16 protein-coding genes are annotated in these 15,646 nt (G+C 63.8%); 8 read left to right on the top strand and 8 right to left on the bottom strand.

Annotated features, from left to right (window positions below):
- Window positions 1-157: 157 nt before the first annotated feature.
- The gene (locus ACJO2E_RS09895) at window positions 158-1,159 is read left to right on the top strand and encodes a calcium/sodium antiporter (protein WP_406963712.1); all 1,002 of its coding nucleotides are present in this window, start codon (window positions 158-160) and stop codon (window positions 1,157-1,159) included.
- A gap of 15 nt (window positions 1,160-1,174) precedes the next feature.
- Here ACJO2E_RS09895 and ACJO2E_RS09890 read toward each other — a convergent pair whose 3' ends face one another.
- Window positions 1,175-1,939 (bottom strand): lysophospholipid acyltransferase family protein, encoded by a 765-nt coding sequence (locus ACJO2E_RS09890; RefSeq protein ID WP_406963711.1) that lies wholly within the window; start codon window positions 1,937-1,939, stop codon window positions 1,175-1,177.
- 204 nt (window positions 1,940-2,143) lie between these two features.
- Here ACJO2E_RS09890 and sorT point away from each other — a divergent pair, with 204 nt between their 5' ends.
- Window positions 2,144-3,373: a SorT family sulfite dehydrogenase catalytic subunit gene (gene sorT / locus ACJO2E_RS09885; protein ID WP_406963710.1), complete on the top strand. Its 1,230-nt coding sequence runs from the start codon at window positions 2,144-2,146 to the stop codon at window positions 3,371-3,373.
- A 1-nt stretch (window position 3,374) separates the two neighbouring features.
- Window positions 3,375-3,689 carry a SorU family sulfite dehydrogenase c-type cytochrome subunit gene (sorU, locus tag ACJO2E_RS09880; RefSeq protein WP_406963709.1) on the top strand — a complete coding sequence of 105 codons (315 nt, stop codon included), beginning with the start codon at window positions 3,375-3,377 and terminating at the stop codon, window positions 3,687-3,689.
- 10 nt (window positions 3,690-3,699) lie between these two features.
- Here the strand turns inward: sorU and msrB are convergent, their stop codons facing one another.
- The 3 genes from msrB to chrA form a co-directional block, all read right to left on the bottom strand.
- A complete protein-coding gene (msrB, locus tag ACJO2E_RS09875; protein ID WP_406963708.1) occupies window positions 3,700-4,122 on the bottom strand; it encodes a peptide-methionine (R)-S-oxide reductase MsrB in 423 nt (140 codons plus the stop codon).
- A gap of 56 nt (window positions 4,123-4,178) precedes the next feature.
- Window positions 4,179-4,805, bottom strand: coding sequence for a peptide-methionine (S)-S-oxide reductase MsrA (gene msrA / locus ACJO2E_RS09870; protein WP_406963707.1), 627 nt, complete (start codon window positions 4,803-4,805; stop codon window positions 4,179-4,181).
- Window positions 4,806-4,986: 181 nt separating this feature from the next.
- Window positions 4,987-6,141: a chromate efflux transporter gene (gene chrA / locus ACJO2E_RS09865; RefSeq protein ID WP_406964127.1), complete on the bottom strand. Its 1,155-nt coding sequence runs from the start codon at window positions 6,139-6,141 to the stop codon at window positions 4,987-4,989.
- Window positions 6,142-6,266: 125 nt separating this feature from the next.
- Between chrA and ACJO2E_RS09860 the strand changes: the two genes are divergently transcribed.
- Complete coding sequence (locus ACJO2E_RS09860; protein WP_406963706.1) at window positions 6,267-7,238, top strand: metallophosphoesterase; 972 nt, start codon at window positions 6,267-6,269, stop codon at window positions 7,236-7,238.
- A 73-nt stretch (window positions 7,239-7,311) separates the two neighbouring features.
- Here the strand turns inward: ACJO2E_RS09860 and ACJO2E_RS09855 are convergent, their stop codons facing one another.
- The 3 genes from ACJO2E_RS09855 to ACJO2E_RS09845 form a co-directional block, all read right to left on the bottom strand.
- Window positions 7,312-7,791: a CDP-archaeol synthase gene (locus ACJO2E_RS09855; RefSeq protein WP_406963705.1), complete on the bottom strand. Its 480-nt coding sequence runs from the start codon at window positions 7,789-7,791 to the stop codon at window positions 7,312-7,314.
- A 132-nt stretch (window positions 7,792-7,923) separates the two neighbouring features.
- Window positions 7,924-9,297: a class II fumarate hydratase gene (locus tag ACJO2E_RS09850; protein WP_406963704.1), complete on the bottom strand. Its 1,374-nt coding sequence runs from the start codon at window positions 9,295-9,297 to the stop codon at window positions 7,924-7,926.
- A 173-nt stretch (window positions 9,298-9,470) separates the two neighbouring features.
- The gene (locus tag ACJO2E_RS09845; RefSeq protein ID WP_406963703.1) at window positions 9,471-10,913 is read right to left on the bottom strand and encodes a WSD1 family O-acyltransferase; all 1,443 of its coding nucleotides are present in this window, start codon (window positions 10,911-10,913) and stop codon (window positions 9,471-9,473) included.
- A 213-nt stretch (window positions 10,914-11,126) separates the two neighbouring features.
- Between ACJO2E_RS09845 and ACJO2E_RS09840 the strand changes: the two genes are divergently transcribed.
- Window positions 11,127-12,065 carry an alpha/beta fold hydrolase gene (locus tag ACJO2E_RS09840; protein WP_406963702.1) on the top strand — a complete coding sequence of 313 codons (939 nt, stop codon included), beginning with the start codon at window positions 11,127-11,129 and terminating at the stop codon, window positions 12,063-12,065.
- Between the two features lie 15 nt (window positions 12,066-12,080).
- Here the strand turns inward: ACJO2E_RS09840 and ACJO2E_RS09835 are convergent, their stop codons facing one another.
- Window positions 12,081-12,356: a polyhydroxyalkanoic acid system family protein gene (locus tag ACJO2E_RS09835; RefSeq protein ID WP_406963701.1), complete on the bottom strand. Its 276-nt coding sequence runs from the start codon at window positions 12,354-12,356 to the stop codon at window positions 12,081-12,083.
- A gap of 210 nt (window positions 12,357-12,566) precedes the next feature.
- Between ACJO2E_RS09835 and ubiE the strand changes: the two genes are divergently transcribed.
- The 3 genes from ubiE to ubiB are packed head-to-tail and all read left to right on the top strand — an operon-like array spanning window position 12,567 to window position 15,642.
- Window positions 12,567-13,358: a bifunctional demethylmenaquinone methyltransferase/2-methoxy-6-polyprenyl-1,4-benzoquinol methylase UbiE gene (gene ubiE, locus ACJO2E_RS09830; RefSeq protein WP_406963700.1), complete on the top strand. Its 792-nt coding sequence runs from the start codon at window positions 12,567-12,569 to the stop codon at window positions 13,356-13,358.
- Window positions 13,358-14,002 (top strand): ubiquinone biosynthesis accessory factor UbiJ, encoded by a 645-nt coding sequence (locus ACJO2E_RS09825; RefSeq protein ID WP_406963699.1) that lies wholly within the window; start codon window positions 13,358-13,360, stop codon window positions 14,000-14,002. Before ubiE ends, ACJO2E_RS09825 begins: the two co-directional genes overlap by 1 nt.
- Window positions 13,999-15,642, top strand: coding sequence for a ubiquinone biosynthesis regulatory protein kinase UbiB (gene ubiB, locus ACJO2E_RS09820; RefSeq protein ID WP_406963698.1), 1,644 nt, complete (start codon window positions 13,999-14,001; stop codon window positions 15,640-15,642). Before ACJO2E_RS09825 ends, ubiB begins: the two co-directional genes overlap by 4 nt.
- Window positions 15,643-15,646: the final 4 nt, after the last annotated feature.

Below are 15,646 nucleotides of genomic sequence, written 5' to 3'. Positions count from 1 at the left end.
CACTTTGGCCCCTTTTGAGCGCTCATTTTCGTTACATAGAACCACTATGCGCCTCAAATGACCGTCAAAATGGCCTCAAAGTGGGACGATCTCGCCTGGCGCGATTTCCACCGCGCAGACTCCTAGGCGTGCTGAGCTTTCAACACAGGGAATATTGATGCTGCTTGCCTTGCTCACTATTGTCGCAGGCCTTGTCCTGCTGGTCTGGAGCGCGGACCGATTCGTGGAAGGGGCCGCTGCCACGGCCGCCCACCTGGGCATGTCACCACTGCTGATCGGCATGGTGGTCATCGGGTTCGGCACCTCCGCCCCGGAACTGGCCGTATCAGCCATTGCCGCCACCGACGGCAACCCCGGGCTGGCACTGGGCAACGCCTACGGTTCCAACATTACCAATATCGCCCTGATTGTCGGCCTGGTCGCCCTGGTCAGCCCGATCGAGGTTCACTCGCAGATACTCCGCAAGGAACTCCCCATCCTGATCGGCATCACCCTGCTTGCCGGCTGGCAGCTCCTGGACGGCCAGCTCACCCGGCTGGATGGCTGGGTACTGCTGGCGGTCTTCGCGGTGATCATGGGGTGGTCCATCGTCCAGGGCATCAAGGGCAAGGGCGACCCCCTCGGAGGCGAGGCCGAAACGGAGCTGGCCGCCCACCCCATGCCCCTGCCAAGGGCCCTGATGTGGCTGGTCATCGGGCTGATACTGTTGCTGGTGAGCTCGCGCATGCTGGTGTGGGGAGCGGTCTACGTGGCCCAGTCCCTTGGTGTCAGTGACCTGATCATCGGCCTGACCATTGTCGCCATCGGCACCTCGTTGCCGGAACTGGCTGCCGGCATTGCCTCCGTGCGCAAGAAAGAGCACGACCTGATCCTGGGCAACATCCTCGGCTCCGGGATCTTCAACACCCTAGCCGTCGTGGGAATAGCCGCCACCATTGAGCCCATGGCCGCAGAACCGGTGGTCCTCTACCGCGACTGGTCGGTGATGATGGCGGTCACGGTGGCGCTGTTCCTGATGGGGTACGGTGCCCTGGGCAGCCGGCGCATTATCCTGCGCTGGGAGGGGGCGGTGCTGATGGCGGCCTATATCGGTTACACCGGTTACCTGGCCTCCACCGTTGTCAGTGCGGCAAGGGCCACCGGGCTGCCGCCCCTGTAGCATCCCGTCGGGGCACTAGCAGGCCTCACCGTCACCCAGCAGGTCTTCAAGCTGGTTGCGGACCCGGGCCATCAGTTCCGGTAGCTGCTCCTTGGTCATCCCCGAGGTATCGATCGGTGTGCCGACCCGTACCTCCACCGGCTGGCCCAGGTTAATCTTCCAGCTTCGGGCCTGCAGGACCCGGTGGATGCCGCAGATCGCCATGGGCACGATCACCGCCTCGGTATCCAGCGCCAGGTGGAAGCATCCTTTCTTGAATGGCTTCAGGCGGGCGTCCGATGAACGGGTGCCTTCCGGCGCCGCCCACAGCACGATGCCACTCTCCATCATTGTCCTGGCCCTCGCCAGGTCCTGGACGGCTCGATTGCGCTGGTGGCGGTCAATGGAGGGAAACTCCGCTGCCCGCATGGCCGGTCCCAGCAGTGGAATACTGAAGAGTTCCTTCTTGGCCAGCATGCGAACCGAGCCTGGCATGGACACGAACGTTACCGGAATATCGTAGTGGCTGGCATGGGTGCTCATGATCATGTAGCGCCGCCCGTCACCGAACTCAGGCACCTCCCCCCGAACCGTCAGGCTGGCCCGGACCATGTGCAGCAGGGTGGCCGACCAGCCACGGGTATAGGCGTCCACCGTCTCCCGATCCAGCCGGCGAACGGCGGCGCGTCCCAGAACCAGCAGGCAGTAAAGGGCGGTCAGCCCGAAGGAACCGAGGATAACCGCGACACGGCGCAGGAGGGTGGCGGATTCAGTAAGGGGGTTGGATCTGAGTCGGATCATGACGGTTCCGGTGGCCGGGCTCCCTGGGTCCATGCTGAAAGGGCGGTGATTATAGCTCGCGGAAGCAACCGGGAGGCAAACCAGAACTGTTTATTCTTTGACCGCCCGCATAAATCGCACTAGACGTAATGATACCCGCCGTCCCATGGCCCTCCTTGGTTGACAGCTCTGGCGGATAACACAACATGGATTAAGGAACTGATCATGGATACCCAACGCTTCCCAGCCCCTTCTACCCTGGCACCCAGTGAGCAAATGGACAGCGGTCGACGACGGTTCCTGCTCGGAAGTGCTGGAGCCCTCGCGTCGGTACCGCTACTGGGCCTGATACCGATAGCCCGGGCCGATGAACCCAGGAGCCTGCCTGACTACGCCGCCTGGAAAGACCGCAGTGCATTGATTGTGCACAGCACCAACACCATGGAAACCCATCGGGATGCCATTGGCGCTGGCGTGGTAACTCCTTCTGACCGGTTATTCGTCAGGAACAACCTGCCCTCTCCCCCTGAGGATATCGTGACCAATGCGGACGCGTGGGAGGTGACCTTTGACGGCGTTCGCAACCCCCGCAGCCTCACCCTGGCCGAACTCAGGCAGATCGGCGTGGAGTCGGTGACCACGGTACTGCAGTGTTCCGGCAACGGACGCGCATTCTTTCCCCACGGCGCAGGCGGCACCCAGTGGAGCGTCGGGGCCGCAGGATGCGTGGTCTGGACGGGCGTTCCCCTGCGGGATGTGGTGCGCGAACTGGGTGGTGTCGAGGACGGCATGGCCTTCATCACCTGCACCGGCGGCGAAGAACTGCCCGCAGGCCTGGACCCGAAAACCGTGGTGGTGGAGCGCTCCGTACCCACCCGCGCGCTGGAGACCGCCATCCTGGCCTGGGGCCTGAACGACGAGCCCCTACCCATCACCCACGGAGGCCCGCTCCGCATGGTGGTGCCCGGCTACTACGGCGTCAACAACGTCAAATACGTCAAACGTGTGGCCTTCACCCCGGAAGAAACCGACGCCAAGATCCAGGCATCCGGCTACCGTATCCGCGACGTCGGCCAATCCGGCTCACCCGAGCAACCGTCTATGTGGGAGATGAACGTCAAGTCCTGGATAACCAGCCCCCTGGAATCCACCCACAAGGGTCGTAACCTGATCTACGGGGTGGCACTGGGTGGTTCGGAAGCCGTCGACAACGTGGAGGTTTCCATCAACGGGGGCAAGGACTGGCAACAGGCGCGCTTCGTGGGGCCGGATCTTGGCCCTTACGCCTGGCGCCCTTTCGTGTTAGCCGCCAACCTGGCTCCCGGTGAGGTCAGGATGGTCAGCAGGGCCACTTCCGTCAGTGGCACCACACAGCCGGAAGGACGAACCGATAACGAACGGGGTTATGGACACAACGGCTGGTCGGACCACGGAGTCACGGTACGGGTCGGCTGATATGAGCACCCGCCCGATCATGCTGCTGGCTGCTGTCATGCTGGCGGCATCGGCCCAGGCTGACCCATTGGCATCTCAGGGACGGGAGGTGTTCATCGAACAGGCCCAGCCCAGTTGCACCCTGTGTCACACGCTGGCCAATGCCGGGGCCAGCGGGACAATCGGACCGGACCTGGATAAGCTGGTCCCGTCCGAACAGCAGGTGAAAGCCGCTGTCAGCAGTGGCGTCGGGGTAATGCCGGCCTATGGGGACTCATTGACCAGCGAACAGATAACCGCTGTTGCCCGCTACGTGTCCAGCGTATCCGGCAAGTAGCCGTATTCGCTCACTCCGGGCGGAATTCCATGGCCACGGAATTGAGGCAGTAGCGCTGCCCGGTCGGGGGCGGGCCATCCGGAAAAACATGGCCCAGGTGACTGTCGCAGCGGGGGCAGCGGATTTCGGTACGGGTCATGCCCAGGCTGTTGTCCTCCAGGTAGCGGATATGATCCGCATCGAAAGGCTCGAAAAAACTGGGCCAGCCAGTGCCGGAATCGAACTTGGAGCGGGAGCTGAACAGCGGCAGGTCGCACAGACGGCAGTGGTAGACGCCGTTCTGCTTGTTATCCAGCAGGGTGCCGCAGAACGCCCTTTCCGTGCCGTGGTCCAGCAGGACGGAGCGTTCCTCTTCGGTCAGGTCGGCGGCGCGACGGTCAATCTGCCCGGGGGACAGGGGGGTCAGGTCGTATCCTGAAGCGGATGTGGTCATAGGTTCACCTCTGTTGGCAAGCCGGATGGCACCCCACCCTAGTCCAGGCTGCCGGATCAGGCCTGCTTGAGCCTGTCCGGGAAGACTTCCCTGACCTTCCTGAGCTTGGGTGCAGCCACCGCCATGATATAGGGCTGCTGGGGGTGCTTGCCGGCAAAGTTCTGATGATAGTCTTCCGCCGGGTAGAACCGGTCCAGCGGTTCCAGGGTCGTGGCCACCGGATCGGGGTACACGCCTGCCTCATCAATCCGGCGAATATAGTCCTCGGCGACCCGCTTTTCCTCCGGCGACGAGAAGAAAATGGCCGAGCGGTACTGGGGACCCCGGTCATTGCCCTGGCGATTCAACTGGGTCGGATCATGTGCCACGGAGAAAAAGACCCGTAACAACTCACCGTAGCTGATCACTGCCGGATCGTACTGGATTTTCACCGCTTCCGCATGTCCGGTCCTGCCGGTGCAGACCGCCTCGTAGTTGGCGGAGTCGGCGTCGCCACCGGCATAACCCGAGACAACGCCCTGAACCCCATCCAGGGCGAGGAAGACGGCCTCCACGCACCAGAAGCAGCCACCGGCGAACACCGTCGTGGCCAGGCCGTTGTCCGGCGATGGCAGGTCATGCTCAGGAACCGGGAAACGGCTCCTCGGAATGGTCAAGCCTGGAACGCTACAGGTCGTACTCATTGCCTGCTTCCTCCTATGCTCAGGGCCTTCGACAGCATGCCCTGTTCCGGGTTCCCGGGACGGGACTTGCTGCGCACCTCAGGTGACCATTCTGTAACCTTTATAGCCTTATGGCCAGTCTTATTACAGGGGTTGTGACCCGGTCGCGATCCTGCCTGACACCTGAACCACAATCCGCCACCTAAAACAGTACCACACCCGCCAATGCGCTGACCGGCGCAAGTATCCAGACCGGCACCCTGGCAATGGCCAATGCCCACCAGGTTGCCAGTATAAAGGCGACCCCCGCCGGTGAATGCACCGCGGACGTCCACACCGGATCGAACAGGGTCGCCAGCAGCAGGCCCACCACGCCAGCGTTGACGCCAGCCAGCACCGAGCGGGCCGTGTCATGGTGGCGCAGCCACTGCCACAGGGGCAACCCGGCAAACACCAGCAACACCCCCGGCAGGAACACCGCCAGCAGGGCCACAATAGCACCCCAAACACCGCCATTGACGCCCCCCAGGAAGGCGGAAAACGTAAACAGTGGCCCCGGCACCGCCTGCGCCACACCGTAGCCCGCCAGGAAGGTATCGGCAGGCACCTGACCGGAGGCGACAAAGCCTTCCTGCAACCAGGGCAGGACCACATGCCCGCCGCCAAACACCAGCGCCCCCGAGCGGTACATCTCGGCCGCCAGCCAGCCCGTGGAGCCCGGTTGCGATGGCAGGAACGACGCCAGCAGGAACAGACCGAACAGAACCACAAACACCATCGGATGCCGCCCCCTGACCGGCAGCGACAGGGAGGCCTGCTGCTGGCCCGATGGCACCCGAAGCACCCACCCCACCAGCCCCGCCATCGCCAGCGCCACCACCTGCATGGCCGCCGATCCCGCCACCAGCAGGACAATGGCCACCACCAACGCCAGACCCTGGCGCTTCCGATCCGGGCACAGTTTCCCGCCCATCTGCCACACCGCCTGGGCTACCACGGCAACCACAAACAGTTTCAGGCCGGCGACCCAGCCACCCTCGGCGGCATCCGGCCAGACCCCAAGCCCGAAGGCGAACATGGCCATCAGGATGGCTGACGGCAGGGTGAATGCCAGCCAGGCGGCCAGCGCTCCGACGTAGTGCCCCCTCAGAAACCCGATGGCGAGCCCCACCTGGCTGGACGCTGGTCCGGGCAGCAACTGGCAGAGGGCCACCAGTTCGGCATAGGCGCTCTCGCTCAGCCATTGCCGACGGCGGACAAACTCGTCGTGAAAGTAGCCCAGGTGAGCCGCTGGGCCACCGAAGGACGTCAGGCCAAGGCGAAGGAACACCAGGAACACGTCCCGGAATGTGGACATCACGTCAGTAGACCTCCTGCGATAATTCACGTTACGGTGAAGGCAACTCACATTGTCGGTTTATGGCTCAGGAACCATACTGTTTTCGAGACTCCTGTGAAACCGACGGAACCGGGCACTGATCCATGACTGCACAGGCTCCTGCCCCCACTGATGACGATCTACTGCGATACCGCCTCAGCCTCCGCCTGGGGCCGGTACACGCCCGCCAGCGGCTCAGCATAGAACAGGAGGCCGAACAGCGGGTGACTGGTCGCGACCGCCGCTCCTTCCATCTGGAAAACCTCTACTCCGCCCACGGTTTTATCCGTACCTGCCTCAAGCTATCCGGGTTGCTGGGGCGGGGGCAGAGCAACAGCCGTCGCCTGACCACCGTGGAGCACCCGTTCCGGATCGCCTCGCTGCCCGACGCCTTCGAGGGATTCCGCATTCTTCACCTCACCGATCTCCACGTGGATATGGACCCGGAGAACCTGGACGCGGTGCTCCGGCAGATCGAACCACTGGAGTATGACCTGTGTGTATTGACCGGTGATTACAGGAAGCTGACCTGGGGACCGGTCGATGCCGCCCTGGAGGGCATGGCACGACTGCGGGACGTCATCCGGGGCGAGGCCCTGGCCGTGCTGGGCAACCATGACAGCATTCGCATGGTGCCCGGTCTGGAGGACATGGGGTTCCGCCTGCTACTGAACGAACATCACTGCATTAGCAGGGGCGGCCAGTCCCTGTTCGTTGCGGGCGTGGACGATCCCCACTACTACAAGGTCCACAACCTGCAGCGGGCCGGCGATAACATTCCCGAAGGCGCCGTGTCGCTGCTACTCAGCCACAGCCCGGAGATCTGGCGCGAAGCCGCCCATGCCGGCTATGACGTGTTCCTCTGCGGCCACACCCACGGCGGCCAGATCTGCCTTCCCGGCGGCATCCCGGTCACCCTGGATGCCAACTGTCCCCGCGCCCTGGGCCGGGGCTACTGGCGGCATAACGGCATGCAGGGCTACACCTCCCCCGGCGCCGGTACCTCAGTGGTCAACGTCCGCCTGAACTGCCCCCCCGAGGTGACCATCCATGAGCTGACACGGGGACCGGAGTAACGCCGCTATCAAGGCTCTCAGTGGCTCCCGAAGGGCATCACGCAGTAGGTCAGCGAATTACTCAAACGGGGCACTAGTGCGGTCGCTTGCGGATACCCAGCCGAAACAGCAGCGGCGAGGACAGCATGTTTCCGGCCACGAACAGCAACACCACCCCGGTCGCCTGCCAGGCTGGCAGGTCCAGGGAGCCCCACGCATAGGCCACCGGCAGCACCGACTCCGGCAACTGGTCCAGGCCCGAGGCACGGGCACTGGCTTCAAGCCCCATACGGCGCTTGATAAAACTGCTCAGCAGGTCCCCCCCCAGGGCCAGGGCAGCGAAGATGGCCCCAAAGGCCAGGCCCAGCCCCACCACCGGGGCAAACGCCGTGCAAGTCACGAAACCGGCCGCCAGCCCCCGCCAGGTCTTGCTGGCGCCGAACACCGGCTGGCCGTCCCGCCACCGGCGACCACCATCCACGGCACCGGAGAAACGACGGCCCAACAGTCGGGCGGCCACCACGGGCGAGCCATTGGCGAGGATCAACAATACCAGTAACCAGACAATGATCATCCGCCGACGTTCTCCCTTGTCGTTGTTTTCCGGGCCTAAGAGTCCTGGTGTGCCGTTTGGTTAACTCGCTGGCCCTCTCGGCCCCCGAGAGCCTTGAGAGCCTTGAGAGCCTTGAGAGCAAGGTACGGCACACTAGAGGCCGCCCTTGGTCAGCGCCAGCGGGTTGAGCAGCTTTTCCAGCCGTTCCCGGCTCAGGCCGCTCTTCTCCTCGGCCACATCCATGATCGACCGTCCGCTGGCGTAGGCCTCCTTGGCGATCTCCGCGGCCTTCGCATAACCGATCTCCGGATTCAGCGCCGTTACCAGCACCGGATTCCGGCCCACGGCTTCATCCAGGGTTTCCTCGTTCACGGTAAAGCCGGCGATCACCCTGTCCCCCAGTAGTTTTGCGCTGCTGGCCAGCAACCGGCTCATGTCCAGCAGGTTGGCGCCCACCAGGGGCAACATCACGTTGAGCTGGAAGTTGCCGGACTGGCCGGCAATGGCAACCGCGCTGTCCAGCCCCATGACCTGGGCCGCCACCATGGCCACGGACTCCGGAATCACCGGATTGACCTTGCCCGGCATGATGGAACTGCCGGGCTGGAGTGCCGGCAGGCTGATTTCTGCCAGGCCGTGGATGGGGCCGCTGTTCATCCAGCGCAGGTCGTTGGCGATCTTCATCAGCACAATGGCCATGCCCCGCAACTGGGACGACAGGTGCACCGGCGCGTCGACGGCGCTCTGGCCCACGAACTTGTGCTCCATTTCCCGGAACCGGAAGCCGGTGAGGTCATGCATGATCCTGACGAATTCCCCGGCAAAGCGGGTATCGGCATTCACGCCGGTACCCACGGCGGTTCCCCCCTGGGGCACGGGTAGCAGGTCTTCGCCACAGTGTTCCAGGCGTCGGCTGACCCCTTCCAGCTGTTCCCGCCAGGTTCTCAGTTCCTGCCCCAGGGTGACCGGCATGGCGTCCATCAGGTGGGTACGCCCCGTCTTGACCTGGCCTTTGAGCAGGTTTTCCCGCTCATAGATGCAGCCTTCCAGGTGGGTCAGCGCCGGCAGCACCTGGTTCTGGAGTGCCTTGACGGCAGCCACGTGGATCGCCGTGGGAATAACGTCGTTGGAACTCTGGCTCATGTTGACGTGATCGTTGGGGTTCACCGCCAGCTCTTCAGTACTGGCCAGGTTAGCGATCACCTCATTGACATTCATATTGGTGCTGGTGCCGGACCCCGTCTGGTAACGGTCCACCGGGAACTGGTCCTCGAATCCCCCCTCGAGAATGCGGTCACAGGCGCCAACGATGGCCCGGTGACGATCGTCATCCAGGTGCTTGAGCCGGTGATTGGCCTCGGCCGCCGCCTTCTTGACCAGCACCACGGCCTCGATGAAGCCAGGGGGCATCGGCTGACCGCTGACCGGAAAGTTATCCACCGCCCGCTGGGTCTGTGCCCCCCAGAGGGCGTCGGCCGGTACCTGGACATCCCCCAGGCTGTCTCGTTCGACCCGTGTATCACTCATGCCGTTACCTCCTGTTGTCGCTGGTTTCCAACGGAATCCCTGAAGAAATCCTGGAGCGCCAGGCACTGCTCCCGGATACCCTCCCCGGGGCCAGGACTTTTGCAGGGATTCACCTACTGTTTAGTTGTAGGGGGACCGGAGAGCAATAACAACCATCCAGGATTATCCATCCGTCAAAGGGAGGGATGCTCAGTCAGCTTTTCCAGTTCGTCCAGACACCGGTCCAGGAAAAGGTCCGGGTCGGTCAGTACCGCTTCGTCCGCCACCACCCCGAACTGCACATTGCCGGCATAGCTGACGATACTCACTCCCAGCCCGATCTCCCCCGCCTGGGGCACCCAGAACATCTGCTCCCGCACCCGGTGGCCGGCCAGGTAGCGGGGCTCGCGGGTACCAGGCACGTTGGAGACCACGGCGCTGGCCTTGCGGAAGAACAGTTCGGAAATAGGCTGACGCAGGGGTGCCGGCAGCAATGACGCAAGGCCACTCAACCCCCATGCAATAACAGGTTGCCAGGTCCGCTTGAGGCGGCGTGTCTCGTGCTTGATGCGCCAGAGCCGCTCCAGGGCAAAGCCGCCATCCACCGGCAGGGGCACGAAGATGGTGCCAAAGTAGTTGCCGGGCATATGTTTTGCCGGCCTCAGGGCCTCCGGCAAGGCCCGGCGTATATCCACCGGCACTGCGGCGTGGACCACGGCCTGGTTAAGTTGTCGCTCCGGAACCGCCATGGCATCACGCATGGCCGCAGTCACACAGGCCAGCAGGACATCGTTGACACTGCAGCCATAACGGCGGGCCAGGGTCAGGAAACGCCTCGCCGACACCGGGGCAGACCAGCGGCAATGGCGGCGCCCCAGCAGGGGGCGCTTGAGGCCGGATGGGGTATCCTCCGGCTCGGTGACCATACCGCTCATCTCGTTCAGTGCCCGCAGACCGGCCATCGCGCCCTGCTCCAGGGCCCCGGCCTGATGGAACTCCGGCAGCTCGCCATCCTGCCGCCCGCCCGGCACACCCTCTCCCGTTCCCGAAGCCTTGCCCCACCAGCCTCTGAGGCCAGAGGAAACAGCGTCCCGGCAGGCCTGCATTACCTGGGGCCACCGGCGGGCGCTTTGATATTCCTGGCTTCCGAACGATTCGGGGCGCCCATCGGGGGATCGTGTGCAGATGCTGTCGAAAACATCCAGCAACGACATGCCATCGCCGTAGCAGTGGTGGATGCGGAACAGCAGCGCTGCCCCGCCTTCGGCGTTGGGCACCAGCCAGAAAGCCCAGCGCGGCCGGTTGCGGCGTAACGGCTGGTTCAACCGAGCGGACACCCACTGCTGCAGCCGGGCCTCATCCATGGCCTCGGGCACATGCACCAGGTGGTTGACCAGGTCGAAGTGCCGGTCACGCTCCCAGCACCAGCCACAGGCCTTCTCCACCGGCATCATGCGGAAGCGCTCCCAGGTCAGCCAGTAACGCTGCAGGAAGGCCCGCAGTTCGGTAAACGAGAGACCATCGACACGCATCAGCACCGTGATGGTCAACGGATTCTGCGGACTCTCCAGATTCAGCCACGCCGCGTCCATCGGCAGTAATCGCAGCGGCTCCCTGTCGTTGGCGGCGTCACTCAAGGTGTCGGGTCCCGGGTTGCCTGATCATTGTCATGATCATTGTGGTAAAGGTGTGAAAACACTGATCCGGCATTGTGACAGAGGCGAAAAACCTGCTCCACTCCCGATCATGGGAAATGCAGTACTGATATAGATTACGTCATGACAGGCAAGTCATCGTATACTCTGGAGCAGGGCGCCATAAGCCAGCCAGTGTGGCCCCGGAGGTGGCACATGAAAGCAAGCCATATACGCAAACTCATCAAGCCCATCGACATTGCCTATTCGGAAATGTTCTCCGGGCAGGTCTATCGCATCGGCCAGGGTGCGGTGTCGGTGCGCAACCATAGTGGCGAGGCCCTGCATACGGTCATCGGCGTTCACGGCTACCTGGAAAACCACTGCTACTTCACCCAGATCTACGATGCGCCCACCACCGAACTGATCCTGCTTACCTGCAGCAACTACCACATTCCGGTCAACGGCGTGACACCGGAGGACGCCGGCTGGCAGTCGGAGATCAACGAACTCGCCGGCACCATCGCCTACGACGCGGAACTGCTGATCCAGGCCATGGAGATTCTGCCCTCCTCCGACCACGTCCGGGTCCACGGCCACTCCCGCGGCGGGGCGGTGATCCTGGAGGCAGCCCGCCGGCGACCCGACCTGTTCCGCAACGTGGAGCTGCTGCTGGAAGCCCCGGCCCTGCCCCAGGGCCGCACCCACGCGCTGGTCACCATGATGCTGGAACCGGTCAGCCACGGCATGTGGCCCTGGCTGATCCGTCTGATCAACAGCGCGCCCTCTTCCGTCTATGGGCAGACCTTCTTCGGTCGCATGAATCCCCGCAAGAAAACCCTCCTCAGCAAACTGTTCTCGTCCACCCGCGACCATCTCACTATCGTGCGCAACCTGGAGGACGTACTGGACTGGATGGAGAGGACGCCCACGGACATCTACCGGAACATCAGCCACGGCATCTTCCTGATTCCCGGCACCGACCGGATCCTGGACAAGTCCGCCATGCTGGAAAGCGCCCGGGCCTGCGCCGCCATGACCATCCAGGAAACCGACGCCCCCAGTCACTTTATCGCCCTGGATGACCAGTCCCTGATCCCGGCACTGGATCACCCGCCGGGAAGTCCGGACGCAGGCCAGTCCGGCACAGCTTAGTGTCACCTGAGCCCTTCAGACGATGATGCGGTCCAGCTCGTTGTGGATCTCTTCCTCGACCCGCCCCTTGAAGGGCCTCAGCATAATGCCGAGTTCCAGGTGAACATGCAGCTCGCTGGGAGAGATATCCAGGTGCCCCTTGACCCCTGAGCGGTGAAACCTCAGCAGGTCGCCGTCCCACTCGTACTGCACGTCAAACTTCCGGGACAGGTCCCGGGCCAGGGATTCAGCCGCCTCACGGGCATGTTCCTGGTCCATGGAATGACTGCGGCGAACATCAATAGCAGACATGAACGATTTCCCTCTGAAAGTTGATTTGTCTCCAGTTTATGGGCAGCGACACGTCCAGACCAGCCTCCGATGATACATATTGCGGCAAAAAACTTTAGACTTGCCCGGAGGTTCCCTAGAATAGGGTCGCTTACGCCCGCCAAAACCGGACTCACGGGTCCGTCGGCGGGTTGCCCAGCGCCCCGATGCGACATTCCACAGGACGCCCCCATGAGCGAACAGCAGTCAGCCCCGGCTTCACATCAGAACCGCCCCGCCCAGGACGACACTACCGACTTCGGCTTCCGCAAGGTGGCCAAAAGCCAGAAAGCGGGCCAGGTGGCCGAGGTCTTCCACTCCGTGGCGAGCAAGTACGACCTGATGAACGACCTGATGTCCATGGGCATCCACCGCCTGTGGAAGCGCTTCACCATCGAACTCAGCGGCGTGCGCCCCGGCCACCAGGTGCTGGACATTGCCGGCGGCACCGGCGACCTGACCATGAAGTTCTCAGACCTGGTGGGCACCAATGGCAAGGTGGTATTGGCGGACATCAACGCCTCCATGCTGGAAGTGGGCCGTGACCGCCTGCTGGACCGGGGCTACGCCGGCAATATCGAATACGTACAGGCGGACGCTGAGCACCTGCCGTTTCCGGACAATACGTTCAACGTGGTCAGCATTGCCTTCGGCCTGCGCAACGTGACCGACAAGGACCAGGCCCTGCGGGACATGGCGCGCGCGCTGAAGCCCGGCGGCAAGGTGATGGTGCTGGAGTTTTCCAAACCCACCAATCCTCTGCTCAGCAAGGCCTACGACACCTACTCATTCAGCGCCCTGCCCCTGATGGGCCAGTTATTTGCGGGTGATTCGGAGAGCTATCGTTACCTGGCGGAGTCCATCCGCATGCACCCGGATCAGGATACCCTCAAGGGTATGATGGAGTCCGCCGGCCTGGTGAACTGCCGCTACTACAACATGACCGGCGGCATTGTGGCCCTGCACGTGGGAACCAAACCCTGATGTCACGGATTCCCACCCTGCACGCGGCCATCACCGGCACGCTTGAGCTGGCGCTGAACCGGGCCCTGGAACTGGACCCGCCCGGTCGCCGCGACCTGCTGCGTGCGCTGACCGGCCCGGTGTGTTTCGAGGTCAGCGAGCCGGTGGCCATGGCCATCTGCCTGCAGGGCACCCGTCGCGGGGTACGGGTATCGGGTCTGCGCCCGGACGATCCGGCTCTGGTGATCCGTGGCCGCCCGCTGGCCATGGCCGCCCTTGCCCTGGGCGATGACCAGGCCATCAGCGACGGTCGCCTGACCGTGGAAGGCGATACCGGCCTTGCCCACCAGTTCCAGCAGGCCCTGGCGCAACTGGCGCCGGACTGGGAGGCGGCCCTGGCCCGCTATACCGGCGACATCCCCGCCCACTTCATCGGTCGTCGAATTCGCGGCAGTGTTCGCTGGAGCCGCCAGGCCATGGCCTCGGTCACCGCCAGCCTGGAGGAGTATATCCACGAGGAAACCGGCACCCTGCCCGGTCGGCGTGAACTGGAGCCCACCTTCGAGGAGATCGACCAGCTCAACCTGCGCACCGAACGCCTGACCGCCCGCATTGAGCGGCTGGAGGCCCAAACCACCGGCGAGTCCGGATCGGAGACGCCGTGACTCGATTGCAACGCCTGTTCCGCATCGCCTGGGTTTTCTGCAAATACCGGCTGGACACCTTCCTGCCCATCGCCGAGCTGCCCGCCCCCCTGAAGCTGTTCTTCCTGTTCGCCCCCTGGCACCTGTTCCCCAAGGGCAAGCTGGATCGCGGTGACCGGCTGCGGCTGGCCCTGGAGGAACTGGGGCCGGTGTTCGTCAAGTTCGGCCAGATCCTCTCCACCCGGCGTGACCTGCTGCCGGATGACATGGCCGAATCCCTGCGCCGGCTGCAGGACAACGTACCGCCCTTCCCCAGTGACGCCGCGCGGGCCATTATCGAGGAATCCCTGGGGCAGCCGGTGGACGAGCTGTTTGCCGAATTCACCCGGGACCCCATGGCCTCCGCCTCCGTGGCCCAGGTGCATGCCGCCACCATGCCCGACGGCCGCCGCGTGGTGGTCAAGGTCATCCGCCCCGGCATCGAGCGGGTGATCCAGCAGGACCTGGCGCTGATGTACCTGATGGCACGGCTGCTGGAGCGGTATTGGTCCGAGGGCCGGCGCCTGCGCCCGGTAGACGTGGTGGAGGACTACGAGAACACCATCCACGACGAACTGGACCTGCAACGGGAAGCCGCCAACGCCAGCCAGCTGCGCCGCAACTTCGAAGGTTCGCCGCTGATCTACATCCCCACCATCGACTGGGACTACACCAGCCAGCGAGTGCTGGTGATGGAGCGGGTGTCGGGCATTCCCATCGCCGACATCAAGGCTCTGAACGCCGCCGGGGTGGATATGAAGGTGCTGGCCGAAAAGGGCGTGGAGATCTTCTTCACCCAGGTTTTCCGGGACAGCTTCTTCCACGCCGATATGCACCCGGGCAATATCTTCGTGGACGCCAGCAATCCGGCGGATCCCCGTTACATTGCCATTGATTTCGGCATCGTCGGCACCCTGGCGCCGGACGACCTCAGTTACCTGGCCCGCAACCTGCTGGCCTTCTTCCGCCGCGACTACCGGCAGGTGGCGGAACTGCATATCCAGTCCGGCTGGGTGCCGCCGGAAACCCGGGTCAATGAGTTCGAGGCCGCCATTCGCACCGTCTGCGAGCCCATTTTCGAGCGCCCCCTGAAGGACATTTCCTTCGGCCACTTCCTGCTACGCCTGTTCCAGACCGCGCGGCGCTTCAATATGGAAGTACAGCCGCAACTGGTATTGCTACAGAAAACCCTGTTGAATGTGGAGGGCCTCGGCCGCCAGCTGTACCCGGACCTGGACCTGTGGAGCACCGCCCAGCCGTTCCTGGAGACCTGGATGAAACGCCGTATCGGCCCCAGCGGCCTGTTCCAGACCCTGCAGTCACGACTGCCATCATGGCTGGAACAGTCTCCGGAGATGCCGCAACTGGTGCACGATACCCTGGTGCAGCTACGCAATTCCGGCAACCAGCCGGGGGCAAAACAGGATACACTGGCAGCCATCAGGGCCGGACAACGCCGTGCCGATCGCCGCTGGCGCCGCCTGGCTCTCGCGGCGGCCCTGGTAGCCGGCGCCTGGCTGGGCGTTCAGGGTGAACTGGAGCCCCTGGCCCGGGACATGCCCTGGTATGGCTGGGCCATGCTGGCCGGCGCCACCTGGCTGGTTGCCAGGGGCAGTCGCTAACCCA

It is taken from the genome of Marinobacter shunpengi (assembly GCF_045449695.1).
In the GTDB taxonomy this organism is placed as follows: Bacteria; Pseudomonadota; Gammaproteobacteria; order Pseudomonadales; family Oleiphilaceae; genus Marinobacter.
This window is presented reverse-complemented; position numbering and strand designations above follow the sequence as displayed.

What these genes read in the sequence shown, in the direction of transcription:
- ACJO2E_RS09895 (WP_406963712.1), top strand. Translation starts at nt 158, where the DNA reads ATGCTGCTTGCCTTGCTCACTATTGTCGCAGGCCTTGTCCTGCTGGTC.
- ACJO2E_RS09890 (WP_406963711.1), bottom strand. Translation starts at nt 1,939, where the DNA reads ATGATCCGACTCAGATCCAACCCCCTTACTGAATCCGCCACCCTCCTG.
- sorT (WP_406963710.1), top strand. Translation starts at nt 2,144, where the DNA reads ATGGATACCCAACGCTTCCCAGCCCCTTCTACCCTGGCACCCAGTGAG.
- sorU (WP_406963709.1), top strand. Translation starts at nt 3,375, where the DNA reads ATGAGCACCCGCCCGATCATGCTGCTGGCTGCTGTCATGCTGGCGGCA.
- msrB (WP_406963708.1), bottom strand. Translation starts at nt 4,122, where the DNA reads ATGACCACATCCGCTTCAGGATACGACCTGACCCCCCTGTCCCCCGGG.
- msrA (WP_406963707.1), bottom strand. Translation starts at nt 4,805, where the DNA reads ATGAGTACGACCTGTAGCGTTCCAGGCTTGACCATTCCGAGGAGCCGT.
- chrA (WP_406964127.1), bottom strand. Translation starts at nt 6,141, where the DNA reads ATGTCCACATTCCGGGACGTGTTCCTGGTGTTCCTTCGCCTTGGCCTG.
- ACJO2E_RS09860 (WP_406963706.1), top strand. Translation starts at nt 6,267, where the DNA reads ATGACTGCACAGGCTCCTGCCCCCACTGATGACGATCTACTGCGATAC.
- ACJO2E_RS09855 (WP_406963705.1), bottom strand. Translation starts at nt 7,791, where the DNA reads ATGATCATTGTCTGGTTACTGGTATTGTTGATCCTCGCCAATGGCTCG.
- ACJO2E_RS09850 (WP_406963704.1), bottom strand. Translation starts at nt 9,297, where the DNA reads ATGAGTGATACACGGGTCGAACGAGACAGCCTGGGGGATGTCCAGGTA.
- ACJO2E_RS09840 (WP_406963702.1), top strand. Translation starts at nt 11,127, where the DNA reads ATGAAAGCAAGCCATATACGCAAACTCATCAAGCCCATCGACATTGCC.
- ACJO2E_RS09835 (WP_406963701.1), bottom strand. Translation starts at nt 12,356, where the DNA reads ATGTCTGCTATTGATGTTCGCCGCAGTCATTCCATGGACCAGGAACAT.
- ubiE (WP_406963700.1), top strand. Translation starts at nt 12,567, where the DNA reads ATGAGCGAACAGCAGTCAGCCCCGGCTTCACATCAGAACCGCCCCGCC.
- ACJO2E_RS09825 (WP_406963699.1), top strand. Translation starts at nt 13,358, where the DNA reads ATGTCACGGATTCCCACCCTGCACGCGGCCATCACCGGCACGCTTGAG.